Source organism: Bradyrhizobium sp. SZCCHNS2022 (assembly GCF_032377575.1).
Lineage (GTDB): Bacteria > Pseudomonadota > Alphaproteobacteria > Rhizobiales > Xanthobacteraceae > Bradyrhizobium > Bradyrhizobium aeschynomenes.
This window is the reverse complement of record NZ_JAUHHZ010000001.1, coordinates 4,607,189-4,620,462: the sequence shown is the minus strand read 5'-3', so window position 1 is coordinate 4,620,462 and position 13,274 is coordinate 4,607,189. Positions and strand designations below refer to the sequence as shown.

General features: G+C 65.5%; 13 protein-coding genes. 5 read left to right on the top strand and 8 right to left on the bottom strand.

From position 1 onward, the window contains the following. Positions 1-128: 128 nt before the first annotated feature. The 5 genes from QXZ94_RS20755 to QXZ94_RS20735 all read left to right on the top strand — a co-directional run bounded on the left by QXZ94_RS20755 (position 129) and on the right by QXZ94_RS20735 (position 5,925). Positions 129-1,757: a methyl-accepting chemotaxis protein gene (locus QXZ94_RS20755; RefSeq protein ID WP_315726413.1), complete on the top strand. Its 1,629-nt coding sequence runs from the start codon at positions 129-131 to the stop codon at positions 1,755-1,757. Positions 1,758-2,210: 453 nt separating this feature from the next. Further along, positions 2,211-2,753, top strand: a complete 543-nt coding sequence (locus QXZ94_RS20750) for a YeeE/YedE thiosulfate transporter family protein (protein WP_315726411.1) — start codon at positions 2,211-2,213, stop codon at positions 2,751-2,753. Between the two features lie 14 nt (positions 2,754-2,767). Continuing rightward, the gene (locus QXZ94_RS20745) at positions 2,768-3,325 is read left to right on the top strand and encodes a YeeE/YedE thiosulfate transporter family protein (RefSeq protein WP_172113115.1); all 558 of its coding nucleotides are present in this window, start codon (positions 2,768-2,770) and stop codon (positions 3,323-3,325) included. Between the two features lie 46 nt (positions 3,326-3,371). Then, entirely contained in the window at positions 3,372-3,713 is a 342-nt protein-coding gene (locus QXZ94_RS20740) for a rhodanese-like domain-containing protein (RefSeq protein ID WP_315721982.1), read from the top strand. 244 nt (positions 3,714-3,957) lie between these two features. Further along, on the top strand, positions 3,958-5,925 hold the full coding sequence (locus QXZ94_RS20735) for a methyl-accepting chemotaxis protein (RefSeq protein ID WP_315721981.1): 1,968 nt from the start codon (positions 3,958-3,960) through the stop codon (positions 5,923-5,925). A gap of 15 nt (positions 5,926-5,940) precedes the next feature. Here QXZ94_RS20735 and QXZ94_RS20730 read toward each other — a convergent pair whose 3' ends face one another. The 8 genes from QXZ94_RS20730 to QXZ94_RS20695 form a co-directional block, all read right to left on the bottom strand. After that, the gene (locus QXZ94_RS20730; RefSeq protein WP_315721980.1) at positions 5,941-6,582 is read right to left on the bottom strand and encodes a DsbA family protein; all 642 of its coding nucleotides are present in this window, start codon (positions 6,580-6,582) and stop codon (positions 5,941-5,943) included. Further along, positions 6,579-8,684, bottom strand: coding sequence for a protein-disulfide reductase DsbD family protein (locus QXZ94_RS20725; protein WP_315721979.1), 2,106 nt, complete (start codon positions 8,682-8,684; stop codon positions 6,579-6,581). Before QXZ94_RS20725 ends, QXZ94_RS20730 begins: the two co-directional genes overlap by 4 nt. 175 nt (positions 8,685-8,859) lie before the next feature. Next, positions 8,860-9,234, bottom strand: coding sequence for a hypothetical protein (locus tag QXZ94_RS20720; protein ID WP_315721978.1), 375 nt, complete (start codon positions 9,232-9,234; stop codon positions 8,860-8,862). Positions 9,235-9,343: 109 nt separating this feature from the next. After that, a complete protein-coding gene (locus QXZ94_RS20715) occupies positions 9,344-10,231 on the bottom strand; it encodes an MBL fold metallo-hydrolase (protein WP_315721977.1) in 888 nt (295 codons plus the stop codon). Between the two features lie 68 nt (positions 10,232-10,299). Further along, positions 10,300-10,503, bottom strand: coding sequence for a DUF2892 domain-containing protein (locus tag QXZ94_RS20710; RefSeq protein WP_315721976.1), 204 nt, complete (start codon positions 10,501-10,503; stop codon positions 10,300-10,302). Positions 10,504-10,593: 90 nt separating this feature from the next. Then, a complete protein-coding gene (locus QXZ94_RS20705) occupies positions 10,594-11,262 on the bottom strand; it encodes a Crp/Fnr family transcriptional regulator (RefSeq protein WP_315721975.1) in 669 nt (222 codons plus the stop codon). A 189-nt stretch (positions 11,263-11,451) separates the two neighbouring features. Continuing rightward, the gene (locus QXZ94_RS20700; RefSeq protein WP_172132152.1) at positions 11,452-11,697 is read right to left on the bottom strand and encodes a cysteine rich repeat-containing protein; all 246 of its coding nucleotides are present in this window, start codon (positions 11,695-11,697) and stop codon (positions 11,452-11,454) included. Positions 11,698-12,066: 369 nt separating this feature from the next. Continuing rightward, complete coding sequence (locus QXZ94_RS20695; RefSeq protein WP_315721974.1) at positions 12,067-13,185, bottom strand: hypothetical protein; 1,119 nt, start codon at positions 13,183-13,185, stop codon at positions 12,067-12,069. Positions 13,186-13,274 lie beyond the last annotated feature (89 nt).

Sequence of the window (13,274 nt, the reverse complement as noted above, 5' to 3'; positions counted from 1 at the left end):
TCGCGAGGCGGACGGCGCAATTGTGCGGCGGACCGATACGAAGCGCCGGACGACGAAAGGCACGCGAGATGTCGCAACTCTCCATTCGAGCAAAAATGGCGGCCGTCATTGCGCTGCTGTTGGTGGCGATGACCATCGTCGGATTGCTGGCCGTTCGCGGCATGCAGACGATCAACACGCATACCGAACAGATCGCCAAGAACTGGCTGCCGAGCGTGCGTGTGCTCGGCGAGCTGCGTTCCGCGATCAACCTCAATCGGGCCCAGCTCCGGGCCTACATGACGGCTGACACGACTGAGGAGAGGGACAATCTCGACCGCAACATGAAGGCAACCCTCGCCGTGATCGCGACGGCGCGCCGCTCCTACGAGGCGATGATCTCGTCGGCCGAGGAGCGCAGCCTGTTCGAGAGCTGGTCGCGGGGCTGGGAGCAATATGTCAAGACTGCCGATGGCGTGCTCGAGGTGCTGCGCGCAGGGAACGGCAACGCGACCAAGCAGGCGAGCGACCTGTTCAACAAGACGGTCCGGAGCGTCGCCAATCAGTCGGACGAGTATCTTCGAAAGCTGATTGACCTCAACAATCGGGGCGCCGACGCCGAGACGAAGATCGCCGCGGATGGATATGCCGAGGCGTTTGCATTGATGTCGGCTGTCATCGTCCTTGCCGTTCTCGCCGGCATCGGGATCGGAAGCTGGTTCATTCGCGACATTTCCCGGTGCATCGCTTCGATCATCAGGCCCATGCAGGCGCTCGGCGAGGGCAACCTGACGACGGAGATTCCCTATCGCGGCCAGAAGACGGAAGTGGGCATGATGGCCGACGCGCTGGAGGTCTTCAAGACCGCCTTGATTGCGAAGAAGCGGGCCGACGATATCGCTTCGAAAGAGGCAGAGGTGAAACTGGAGCGCAGCCGAAGACTCGACGAGATCACCGGCCGCTTCGAGGCTGTGGTCGGTGAGATCGTCGAAACCGTCTCCACGGCATCGAGCGCGTTGGAAGGTCACGCCGGTGGGCTCACCCATACGGCGGGCCGCGCACAGGACCTGGCCACGTCCGTCACCGCGGCCAGCGAGGAAGCCTGCACCAATGTGCAGTCGGTGGCATCTGCGACCGAGGAGCTGTCCGCATCCGTCAACGAGATCAGCAGGCAAGTCCAGGATTCGGCCCGGATGGCCAATGAGGCGGTTGCGCAGGCTCGCAAGACCAATGAGCAGGTCAGCGAGCTCTCGAAGTCTGCTGCCCGTATTGGCGACGTCGTCGAACTCATCAATACGATTGCGGGACAGACCAATCTGCTCGCGCTGAATGCGACGATCGAGGCCGCGCGCGCTGGGGAAGCCGGCCGCGGATTTGCGGTGGTCGCATCCGAGGTCAAGGCGCTGGCCGAGCAGACGGCGAGGGCCACGGGCGAGATCGGCCAGCAGATATCCGGCATCCAGTCCGCGACCCAGCAGTCCGTCGGTGCGATCCGCGACATCAGCATCACGATCGAGAAATTGCAGGAGATCTCGTCCACGATCGCGTCCGCCGTGGAGCAGCAGGGTGCTGCCACGCAGGAGATATCGCGTAACGTCCAGCACGCGGCTTCAGGAACGCAGCAGGTCTCAGCCAACGTTGCAGATGTGCAGCGCGGCGCCGTGGATACCGGAACCGCCGCTTCCCAGGTGCTGTCCGCCGCGAAATCGTTGGCCGACGACAGTGCCAGACTGAGCATGGAAGTGAAGAGATTCATCGCCGGAGTGAGAGCTGCCTAGGACGACTCGCAGCGACTGCGTGCGGCGCAGATCGGATCTCGCCGCCATTCGCGGTCCTGCGTCGGGAGACTGCCGGACAGGTGCGCAGGTCCGTTCACCACTCACCGGCCATCGCTTCTGCGCTGGCCGGTGAGCCCATTCACGATGACGTCTCGCGTGGCCGCGGCAGGCTGCGCGACCGGGGCGCGCGGGACGATGGGCTTGCGAGACGCGCCGACGTGAACAGAGCGTGGGCCGTGGTGGATCATGCTCCGCCGCGACTCGCTCCGGGGACTACGGTCACCGAATTCGCAATGCCGCCTTTCCCTTGCAGTCCGGCTGCCGCAGAGCCCGCCGTTTCATGTCTCGGCCCGGCCCGAATAATAATTGCGTAAATTCGAATATATGCATATAATTGGATAAGTCGTTCGCGGCGCAGGGCCGCGTCAGCAGGGAGGACCCGTCGTGGCAATGATGAATGACGTCATGGTCAAGGATCTGGGCAAGTCCGGTCGCATTGACTGGTCGCCTTATCTGGTCGGCGCCGGCATCGGCATCCTCAGCTGGGTGGCGTTTGCCGGGTTCGGCGACCCGCTCGGCGTGACGACCGCGTTTTCGCGCATCGCATCGCTGTTCGCCGCGCCGGTGATCGGATCCGAGGCCGTCGCCGCCAACAGCTACTGGAAATCGATGCCGCTGAAATGGGACTATGGCGTCTGGTTCCTGGTCGGCATTCCGCTTGGCGCGTTCCTGTCGGCGGTCATCTCGGGGACGTGGCGCCTCGAACTGGTGCCGGAGGTCTGGAAGGAGCGCTTTGGTCCGTCGGTGCTCAAGCGCTTCGTCGCCGCGTTTCTCGGCGGCATCGTCATCATGTATGGCGCGCGGCTGGCCGGCGGCTGCACCAGCGGGCACGGCATTTCCGGCGGGCTGCAACTGGCGCTGTCGAGCTGGCTGTTCCTCGCGGTGATGTTCGCGACCGGCCTGATCGTGTCGCGCCTGATGTTCCGGAAGACTTGAGAGGGAGAAAGGTCATGACGTCATTGATGAGCATCGCCGGACCGATCCTGATGGGCGCCGTGTTCGGCTATCTGCTGCAGCAGGGCAAGGTCACGAGCTGCAACGTGATCGAGAACCAGTTCCGGCTGCGCGACTTCACCGTCCTGAAGGTGATGGGCACCGCGATCGTGGTCGGGGGCATCGGCGTGCTGCTGCTGGTCGATACCGGAAATACCAAATACTACGTCAAGGACGCCAACATGCTGGCGGTGGCGCTCGGCGCAGCACTGTTCGGCATCGGCATGGTCGTCTACGGCTACTGTCCGGGCACCGCGCTCGGCGCCATCGCCAGCGGTAGCGTGCATGCCGCCGTCGGCGCGTTCGGCATGATTGCCGGCGCGATCCTCTATGCGCTGAGCTTCGACTGGGTGAAGGCCCACATCCTCAATGTCTGGTCGCTCGGCAAGGTGCGGCTGCCCGACATCACCGGCGTGCCGGATGGCGTCTGGTTTGCCGCGCTCGCGATCGGTGCAGGGGCGTTCTTCTTCTGGGTCGAAGCATCCGAGGCCAAGGCGAAGCGGGCGCAGGGCTAGGCATTCATTCGACCGCCCTATCGTCAACAGTTGAGAGGTTCTTCCAATGCTTGCAGGATTGTTCAACAAGCTGACCGGATCGACCAGCGTGCCGGCCATCGAGCATGACGAACTGGTACGCGCGCATCAGCAGCGTAGCTGCGTGATCGTCGACGTCCGGGAGCCGCACGAGTTCAAGAGCGGCCACATTCCGGGCGCCGTCAATCATCCGCTGTCGCGCTTCGACCCGGACAACCTCGTGCACGACAAGCCGGTGGTCCTGATTTGCCAGGCCGGTGGTCGTTCGGCGACCGCGCTGCGGCGGGCGCTGTCGGCAGGACGGCAGGACATCCGCCACTATGCTGGCGGCATGAGCCGCTGGCGTGCGCATGGCGGTCCCGTCGCCTAGGCTCTGTCCAATCTGTCGGACACTCGGCTCCGTCAGGCGCCGAGTGTCGTTCTTTTCAAGTTGAATCGACGAGTATGTGCAACTAAAAGAAGTTGCGACGCGAGAACGGAGCCAGGGGCGGGAGTGTCGACGGTCGCCTCGCTGCCCACCTGGTCCTGTTAGTTAGAAATATTGGCTGACTCATTCAGGATTAATTAGTTGCAGCGCTGCAATACTTGAGCACCGGTCAGAGCTCGAGGATTGCATGTTGAAGTTTGTTGGCTTGAGAAGCAGGATCACCTTTTCTCTGGTGATCGGCGCCGCTGTGACGGCCTTGTTCGTGCTGCTGGTCGCCATGTGGATCATCGGCGGCATTATCGACCGGGCCAATGAGCGCGAGCTCCACGCCCAATATGATGCGTTCAATTCGCGTTTGCAGCTGGAGTCGACCCGCGCGGAGGCCATGAGCGCGGTGGTCGCCAAGATTCCCGCCGTCCAGGATGCCATGGCGCAGAACGACCGGGACGCCTTGATGCGGCTGTTTGGCGCGGGCATGGCGAGCCTGAAGTCCGATTATGGCGTCGACCAGTTTCAGTTTCATACCCCGCCGGCGATGTCGTTCCTCCGCGTGCACCAGCCGGCCAAGTTCGGCGACGATCTGTCGGGCTTCCGCAAGACGGTGGTGGCCGCCAACACCGATCGCAAGCCGATCGTCGGGCTCGAAGGTGGCGTTGCCGGCCTCGGGCTCCGCGGCGTGGTGCCGATCGTCTCTGCCGGCAAGCATCTCGGTTCGGTCGAGTTCGGCCTGACCTTCGGACAAGGCTTCTTCGACGAATTCAAGCGTAGCCGTCATGTCGACGTCGCGTTCCGCCTAGCCGGGGATGCGGCTTTCAAGCTATTTGCGACGACGATCGGGGAGACGTCCTTCTTCGCGAACGGCGACTATCGGCAGGCCACTTCCGGCAGCTTCCTGTCGCGCCAGGGGGAGCTCAAGGGCGTGCCCGTTGTCGCACTGCTGGGTCCGATCAAGGACTTCTCCGGCAAGCCGATCGGCGCGGTCGAGATCGTCATGGACAACAGCGAGTTCATCCAGGCCCGCAATCGCGCCGGCGCCATCATGATCGGAATGACGCTCGCCGGTCTCGTCCTGATCGCCCTCGCGGGCCTGTTGATCGCCCGGGGCATCTCTCGACCCATCGTTCAGATGACGAGCGCCATGCGCGAGCTCGCCGACGGCAATCTGGATGTCCGCGTTCCAGCCGCGCAGCGCACGGACGAGGTCGGACAGATGGCGCGCGCCGTTTCCGTGTTCAGGGACAACGCCATTCGGATGAGGGATCTGCAGGGGGAGCAGGAGAAAGCGCAGGCCCGTGCCGAGGAGGACCGGCGTCGCGTGATGATGGAGGTGGCCGACCGGTTCGAGGCCAGTGTGCGGGGCGTCGTCGACGCCGTGTCGGCTGCGGCCATCGAGATGGAGGCGACAGCGCGCTCGATGTCGAGCACGATCGACCAGTCGAAGCAGCAGGCCCTGACCGTGTCGCAGGCGTGCGGCTCCGCGTCCGACAACGTGAACACCGTGGCCTCGGCCGCCGAGGAGCTGTCGTCGTCGATGAACGAGATCAGCAAGACTCTCGAGCGCGCGTCGACGGTGGTTCGCAAGGCCGCGGACGAGGGACAGCAGTCGAACGACAAGGTGCAGCGGCTCAACATCGCCGCCAGCAAGATCAGCGAGGTGGTTGCGCTCATCAACCAGATCGCCAGCCAGACGAATCTGCTGGCGCTGAATGCAACCATCGAGGCGGCGCGCGCCGGCGAGTCCGGCAGGGGATTCGCCGTCGTCGCCAGCGAGGTGAAGACGCTGGCAACCCAGACCGCCAGGGCGACCGAGGAGATCGGCGCCCAGATCGCCGCGGTGCAGGCCGAAACCGCGGCCGCCGTTCAGAGCATCGGCCTGATCTGCGCCACGATCCAGGAGGTCGACGAGATCTCGACCATCATCGCCTCATCCGTCGCGCAGCAGGACGCGGCGACCCGCGAGATTGCCGGCAACGTGAACCTCGTCGCCGGCAAGACCCAGGACGTCACGCGCAACATCGCCGGCGTCACGTCGGGCGTCGTGCAGACCGGCCATGCCGCCAACGAGGTGTTGTCGGCGGCCGGTGAACTGGCCCAGCAGTCGACGCGGCTGCGCGGCGAGGTCGACCAGTTCCTGGCTCACATCCGGGCGGCGTGAGTCCGGTAAGCCGGCTCACTTCGGGGACGCCGCCGCCTTCCGCGCATCTGCGATGGCCTGCTTGAAGGCTTGGGCGTTGGGGGCGCCGGGCACGCGGAAGCGGCCGATGATGAAGGCCGGGGTGCCTTGGAAGCCGAGGCCCATGGCCTGCTCGTGGTTGCGGGCAAGCACGGCGTCGATCTCGCCGCCCTTGGCGGTGAGATCGGCCTTGGCGCGCGCGAGATCGATCCCGGCTGCAGAAAGCGCCGCGTCGACCTTGGCCTCGGAGAGCTTTTCGTTGAGCGAGATCAGCGTCTCGTGGGCTTCGGCGAACTTGTCCTGGTACTTCGCCGCCAGCGTCATTCGGGCGGCGTAGATCGAGGGGCCGCCGAAGATCGGCCAGTCCTTGAAGACGAGACGGACGTGACCATCGTCGCGCACGACCTTGGCGAGGTCCGGGCTGATCTTGCGGCAATACGGACATTGATAGTCGAAATACTCGACGATCGTGATGTCGCCAGCGGCGTTGCCGAGAACGGGAATGGCGGGATCGCGCAGGATGCGCGCCTCGCTCAGAATGTCGCCGTCGTCGTCCTCGGCGCGGGCCTGGAGCGGCAGCATGGCGGCTGCGAGCAGCAGCAGCGTTGCGAGCGACGCGGCGAATGTTGTCCGGGTCATGTCTTGTGGTTCTCCGGTTGAGGAATGGTCGATGCGGTGTCGATGGCGTCGAGCACGATCTGCGGGGTCAACAGCTCGGGGAGCAGAATGCCGCCGGGAGCGCCGGGGCCGAACACGACGTTGAACGGCAGGCCGTAGCGGCCGAACGATCGGAGATAGCTTGCGATCGTATCGCTGGGGGAGGTCCAGTCCGCCCTGAGAGCGACGACACCCGAGGCGAGCCGCGTGCGCACGGCCGCGCTGTCGAGCACGAGCTTCTCATTGACCTTGCAGGTGAGGCACCAGCTGGCGCCGATGTCGACGAATACGGTGTGGCCGGCCTGGACCCGCGTCGCGACGTCAGCGGGCACCAGCGGCTGCCAGGCGATGCGGGCCGGCTGGCCTGCGGCGTCCGGCTGCGTCACACGCGTCGCGGCGATCAGCGCGAGCCCGATGCTGACGGCGAGACCGGCTCCGGCCAGCGTCTGCCGCAACCGAGCACGACGCGCGGTCATGACGAGCGCAGGCACCAGCAGCGCTGCTGCGACGATCATCGCTGGCGTCGGGCCGCTGATGTCGGCGAGCACGATCAGCAGCCATAGCGCCGTTGCCGCCATCGCCAGCGCTGCAAGGGCACGCAGCTTCAGCATCCAGCGTCCCGGCCGCGGGAACAGCGCGGCGAGACGCGGCGCTGCTGCCAGGCCGAGATAGGGTGCCGCCATTCCCAGGCCGAGCGCAGCGAACACCAACAGGATCTGCGGGGCCGCCTGCGACAGCGCGAACGCGACCGCGGTGCCAACGAAGGGGGCCGAGCACGGCGTTGCCAGCAGCGTCATGACGAAGCCGTTGAGCGCGTGACCGGCCATCGTGTTGCGGCCGGAGGCGTTGCCGAGGCGGCCGGCGATCCACCAGGGCAGTTGGATCTCGAACACGCCGAGCAGGTTGGCGCCGAACGCAGCGAGCACGACGATCATCGCGACCAGGAAGGCGGGCTGCTGGAATTGCAGTCCCCAGCCGACCTGGGCCCCGGCTGCCTTGAGTCCCGAGAGGACGGCGGCGAGGCTCACGAAGGAGGCAACGATGCCGGCGGCCGTCGCCAGGAAGGCTGGACGCGGCGAAGGCGCGTGGGCAGGATCGTGATCGACCAGCGAGACGAGCTTCAGCGACAGCACCGGAAACACGCAGGGCATGAAATTGAGGATGAAGCCGCCGAGCAGGGCCACGCCGAGGATCGCCCAGATCGAGGCCGGCGGCGCAGCCGCGCCCGCCGTCTTTGCGGCAGGTGGTGCGCTCGCAGCTGCGTTCACGGGGAGCCCGGCTTCGATCGCACGGTCCCCGTCAACCAGGGTGACCCGCAGCGGATGCGACCGGCTCGCCTGATCGAGCCCTTGCACCGGCACCATGATGCGCACGCCGCCATCAGCCGCTGGACTCACCTGCGCGCGTCCGCCGGACACCGCGTCGTCGCCGTCGAGGAACACGTCGGGCGCGGCCAGCGGCGGCGTCGCCTGCGCCTCGATCAGCAATTGCGGCTTGGGTTGGCGCACGATGCGCAACGCCGTGATGGAAAGGCCGGGTGCGGTCTCGCGAGGGACGCTCTGCCGCCATGCGTCGATCAGCGCCTGATCGTTCGGCCGGTGCGAGGCGGCGGCGATGTCGGCCTCGAGCTTCGTTTCCTGCTGGGTGCAGATGGTGGAGCAGACGAACAGGACGGCCTTCAGCGTGAGATGCGCGGGCGCCGTTCCGTCCTGCAGCCGCACCTGCAGCGGGAACAGCACGTGTTCGTCGTAGCCGAACGTGTCGATGTCCTGCTCGCTGAAGCGGCGGGGGGCCGGCCATTCGACGGTGACGTCGGCGACGTTGCGCGAGCCGCTCCAGTCGAACTGCGGTGGCGCGCCGGCCTCGCCCGGTGAGCGCCAATAGGTGTGCCAGCCGGCGCCGAGCCGGACGTCGAGCCCAGCCCACGCGGTGACGGCACCGTCGTCAGCGCGTGCGACCTCGCCGACCAGCAGCCGCGTGTCGAGGTTCGGCTGAGGTCTCGGCTCGGCCGCATCTGCGGCCGTCGCCGCAACATGGAGCGCGCCGAGCAGCAGTGCGAGCCGGCCAAGATGACGAATGAACATGATGATTCTCCCGCGTGCGGATCGCGCGTTTGCGGCGGCCATGGCGCTGCGGCGCTCGGCGAGCCTCGCGGCAGGGCGCCTCGCGTCGATTCACGTCATGCGCGATCGATATGGAGTATTCGTCGGTTGAAGCCGTCGCGTTACGCCAAGGGGCGAGGCGCGAGCGGCTGGCTCATCACGAGCGGCGACAGGGCGGGCGGTAGGGTGACGAGGCTTGGCACTGCGTCGCCAACGCCTCTTCATAGGACCGCCACGCCAGCGTCCGGGACGTCGCCACGGGCTGCGCCGTCGCATCCTCTTCTGCCGGGATCGCGGTGAGGCCGGCTCCGGCAAAGGGACAGGAGTTCATGGTGCCGGGCAGGACGGCTTTCCGGCACGGCTTCGGAGCGCTCGTCGCCGGGCGCGACCAGTTCTGCGCAACGGCGTCGCCGGTGGCGGCGGCCGCCGCGTCGAACGTTCCGAGCAGAGGAGCCAAGCTCATGACGAGCGCGAGCAGCACCGCTACCAGGCGGCGCGTCAACGCGGGCATCTTGAGACCAAATCGCCTCATCTCGGATCTCTTCTCCAGTGCAGACAGGTCGCGCGTGACCGCCATGGTTGGCAACTGACATCTTCGTGACGCTGCGATCGTGGAACTGACGATGATGCCGTCCGCCGGATCAGAGCACGTTGATCGGCACCTTCAGGAAGGTCTTGCCGCTCTCGTCGGCGGGAGGAAGATGTCCGGCGCGGATGTTGACCTGCAGCGACGGAATGATCAGCCGCGGCATGCCGAGTGTCTTGTCACGGGCCTCGCGCAGCGCGACGAACGCGTCCTCGGTCATGCCGTCGCGTGCGTGGATGTTGTGGAGTCGCTCCGCGCCGACGGTCGTTTCCCAGCGCACCTCGCGTCCATCAGGGCCGTAGTCGTGGCACATGAAGAGCCGGGTCTCGCGCGGCAGCGTCTCGAGAATCCTGCGGATCGAACGAAACAGCGTGCGCGCATCGCCGCCCGGAAAGTCCGCGCGCGCCGTGCCGCCATCGGGCATGAACAGCGTGTCGCCGACGAACGCTGCATCGCCCATCACATGCGTCGCGCAGGCCGGCGTGTGGCCGGGCGTGTGCATCACGAACGCAGTCATCTTCCCGACTTGATAGGTGTCGCCATCCTTGAACAGCCGGTCGAACTGGCTGCCGTCGCGGCGAAATTCGGTGCCCTCGTTGAACACTTTGCCGAACGTCTCCTGCACCGTCAGGATGTGCTCGCCGATGCCGATCCTGCCGCCGAGCTTGTCCTGGATGTAGGGCGCGGCCGAGAGATGATCGGCGTGCGCGTGGGTCTCGATCAACCATTGCGGCTGCAGACCGTTCATCCTGACATAGTCGATCAGCGTGTCGGCGGAGCGAGTGCTGATGCGGCCGGCAGCATAGTCGATATCGAGAACGGGATCCACGATCGCGCAGGACGGCGATGCTGGATCCTTCACCACATAGCTGATCGTGCTGGTGTCCGGATCGAAGAAGCCGGCCACCTTGGGCTGCACGCGGAGATCGATCGGATAGGACATGGCTGCTGCTCCCCGATGAAGCTTCGGGGCGGCATCGCCGCCCGCGCCTCGTTGTTGTAATGCCCGGTCTAAGACGTCGGGCTGGACTTGGTTCCGCAGGTGTTGATGCCGAGCAGCGCGTAGGGCGGGCACCAGCCGACCAGGGCGGTGCCGAGCGGGATCAGGCCGAGAAGGCCCCACATCGTTTGCGGCCCGACGAAGGTGAGACTGAGAACCGCCAGTCCGACGATGATCCTGAGCAGCCGGTCGATCTTGCCAACGTTCTGTGTCATGTCACGCTCCCCTTTGGCGTTGCGATGCTGCAAACGATAGAGCGGCGTCGAGCAATGGTCTGTAACTAAGTCACGAAGTCGAGCCGGCTCCTAGCCATGCTGTGCCAGGCGGACGAGCGCCGGCCGGTCGGTGATCTCCACAATTCCGCGAGCTATTCGCAACCAGCCGCGCCTGGCGAACTCATTGAGCTGCCGGCTGACGACCTCGCGCGCGCTGCCGAGCTCGTTGGCGAGATCCTGATGCGTGGCGACGACCTGCTGCTTCGCTCCGGAGAGTTCGAGCAGCTTCTGCGCCAGCCGCACGTCGATGCGCTCGAATGCGACCTCTTCGATGACGCGAAAGAGATTGGTGACCCGGCGGCTGAATGCCGTGAACACGAACTGGCGGAATTCGCGCGAGGTCGCGATCAGCCGGTCGAACAGCGCACGTGGTATCGCCACGGCGCGGATCTGCGTCTCGGCGATGCCCTCTGCCTGGTATTCCTCATAGCCCATCAGGCAGGCCGTGGTCAGGGCGCAGCTTTCTCCCGCCTGTACGCGGTACAGCACGATCTCGCGGCCGGACTCCGAGGTCTGCTGCACGCGAATGGTCCCGTCGAGCAGCAGCAGGAACGAGTCCGGCGCCTGACCAGGCCCGAAGATGCGGCTGCCCTCGGGGAGCTCGACGATGAGGCTGGCCTCGCGCAGTTGCGCGAAGATCTCCTCGGGCAGCTGCCGCAGCGGCGGGAAGGCGTGCGTCCAATCCTGCTTCGGTGACATCACGGAATCCGACGGTGACAGACCGGCCGGGTCTCCCAATCTGCCACAGGATCGCCGGCTGGTCGAGGGATGGTTGCCCGCGACTTGGCCTAGAGCATGATCCGGAAAAGTGGAAGCCGGTTTCCGAAAAGATCATGCTCAAGCGAAGGGAGCGGATCATGGTGCGATCCGGTGGAATCGCATGATGATCTAGCGCCGCGGTCCCTTGCCCTGGCCGCCGCCGGTGGTGTCGAGTGCGGCGCGACAGTCGGCGGAGACCTTGTCGCGATGGGTGTCGAGGCAGGCGCGAACCTGTCCCTGACCGTGCTGCTTGCCGGAGCAGAGGCTCTGGATGTCCGCGGCGCATTGCGTCGCGACGGGACCGGTTCCTTGGGCATAAGCGGATGCGGCCGTCATCACCGCAATGCCGAGAGCGAGCGTGAACAACGTCTTCATGGAGGCCTCCTGATACCTACCCCGCGGACATCGGTATCGCGAGCGGCGGCAGCGAGGGTTGCGCTATGTCAACAATCGAGGCTGTCGGCCTCCGGCACCGGATGCCGCGCAACACGGGTGCTCCAGCGAGGAGCCGTTCTCGGGATGCACGAGTTACGAAACTTGGCAAGAGATTTATTTTTTACAGAAACACTATCCGGCCGAACGGCATTGGCTTTGCGACGTCAGTGCAGCTCAGTATCCCGAAGCCGGACCGTCGAGCTGTGCCCCTCCGAAGACTTCCGCGGCCAATCGGCCACGGAAGTCTTGCTTTGTGATCCTGGTTCGATCCCTCTCGCTCGGTGAGCGATTGGGCGCGTGCTATGAGCGTCAGTTGCGAGCTGGTGCCGGAACGGCGGTGCGGTTCGCGGGCACGGTGACGGGTTGGAATGAGAACACGTCGCGGCTGCGCGGATCGACGGTGACCTTGAGCCAGCGGACGTCGTTGTTGCCGTTGCCCTGGTTATCGCCAAACGTCTCGACGCGGACGAAGTTCTCCAGGCGCTGTCCGGTGCTGCTGAGGAACGGCTGGTCGACCCGGAAGTAGTGCGAATCGCCGTGGACGTAGGCGACCGGCTTGCGGAATGCCTCGACTTCAATGCGCAACGCGGTCAGGAAGCTGACGAAGCCGTCCGGCTGTCCGTCGGTTTGGGCGAGCGTCCTGGGATCGCGCAGCGGCGCGCGCGTAGGATCTGTCTGGTCCCAGCCGGGATTGCCTTGAGTGATGAACATCACCGCGGCGGCGTTGCGCGACTTGGCCTGGGTGAAGGTCTGCTGCATCCAGAGGATCACGGCAGCGTTGCGTGCGTTGTACTCGTCCGGATCTGGATTAGTGTCGCAAAGATTGTTGCAGGATCCCTGGATGTTCAGGGTCGCGTAAGTCACGCGGCCGACAGTCCACCGGCGGTTCTCGACGCAACCGACCCTGGTGCCGTTGGCGCCGAGGCACAGCGCGTCGGTCTGCACCTCCTGGCGCAACTTGCGCTGACCGAGCGAGAACGGCGTCGAGAAGAAGACCTTGCGCTCGTAGTCGAGCCGGTCGCGCGAGTTGTAGCCGCCATTCGAGGGACGATCGCAATCGACCCAGTCGTTGTCGCCCGGCGTGAACATCGCCGGCGCCTCCAGGCTGTCGAAATAGGCCAGCGCCTGGGCATAGAGGCCGGCATCACACACCGAGTTGGAGCCCTGCTTCAGGTCGCCGTCATGTGCCGTGAACTTCAGCCGGTGCGCGTTCATGTCCGCGATCAGGTTCGGCACGCCGACGGTGGCCTGCAGCGTGGAGTAGGGCAGGTCGCCCCACAGGCCAATGGTGTAGCTGTCGTCATCGTCGCCATGGCCGTGGTCGTGCGCAAGGCTCGGCGCCGCGGCGGCGAACGAGAGCAACGACGCTGCAATGGACAGCTTGAGCAGTTGATGAAGGGCAGGTTTGAACGATGGCCGGAACGACATCTGCAAGATCCCCCAAGACCTCGGTTTGCATCGGGCCGCTTCACGCGAGCGGTCTCGGGACGATGCGGAGCACCAATAACGAGGGCGTG

Excerpts from the sequence above, each read along its gene's own strand:
- QXZ94_RS20720 (WP_315721978.1), bottom strand. The coding sequence starts at position 9,234 with ATGAGGCGATTTGGTCTCAAGATGCCCGCGTTGACGCGCCGCCTGGTA.
- QXZ94_RS20755 (WP_315726413.1), top strand. The coding sequence starts at position 129 with ATGACCATCGTCGGATTGCTGGCCGTTCGCGGCATGCAGACGATCAAC.
- QXZ94_RS20695 (WP_315721974.1), bottom strand. The coding sequence starts at position 13,185 with ATGTCGTTCCGGCCATCGTTCAAACCTGCCCTTCATCAACTGCTCAAG.
- QXZ94_RS20735 (WP_315721981.1), top strand. The coding sequence starts at position 3,958 with ATGTTGAAGTTTGTTGGCTTGAGAAGCAGGATCACCTTTTCTCTGGTG.
- QXZ94_RS20740 (WP_315721982.1), top strand. The coding sequence starts at position 3,372 with ATGCTTGCAGGATTGTTCAACAAGCTGACCGGATCGACCAGCGTGCCG.
- QXZ94_RS20730 (WP_315721980.1), bottom strand. The coding sequence starts at position 6,582 with ATGACCCGGACAACATTCGCCGCGTCGCTCGCAACGCTGCTGCTGCTC.
- QXZ94_RS20725 (WP_315721979.1), bottom strand. The coding sequence starts at position 8,684 with ATGTTCATTCGTCATCTTGGCCGGCTCGCACTGCTGCTCGGCGCGCTC.
- QXZ94_RS20750 (WP_315726411.1), top strand. The coding sequence starts at position 2,211 with ATGAATGACGTCATGGTCAAGGATCTGGGCAAGTCCGGTCGCATTGAC.
- QXZ94_RS20745 (WP_172113115.1), top strand. The coding sequence starts at position 2,768 with ATGACGTCATTGATGAGCATCGCCGGACCGATCCTGATGGGCGCCGTG.
- QXZ94_RS20705 (WP_315721975.1), bottom strand. The coding sequence starts at position 11,262 with ATGTCACCGAAGCAGGATTGGACGCACGCCTTCCCGCCGCTGCGGCAG.
- QXZ94_RS20715 (WP_315721977.1), bottom strand. The coding sequence starts at position 10,231 with ATGTCCTATCCGATCGATCTCCGCGTGCAGCCCAAGGTGGCCGGCTTC.
- QXZ94_RS20710 (WP_315721976.1), bottom strand. The coding sequence starts at position 10,503 with ATGACACAGAACGTTGGCAAGATCGACCGGCTGCTCAGGATCATCGTC.
- QXZ94_RS20700 (WP_172132152.1), bottom strand. The coding sequence starts at position 11,697 with ATGAAGACGTTGTTCACGCTCGCTCTCGGCATTGCGGTGATGACGGCC.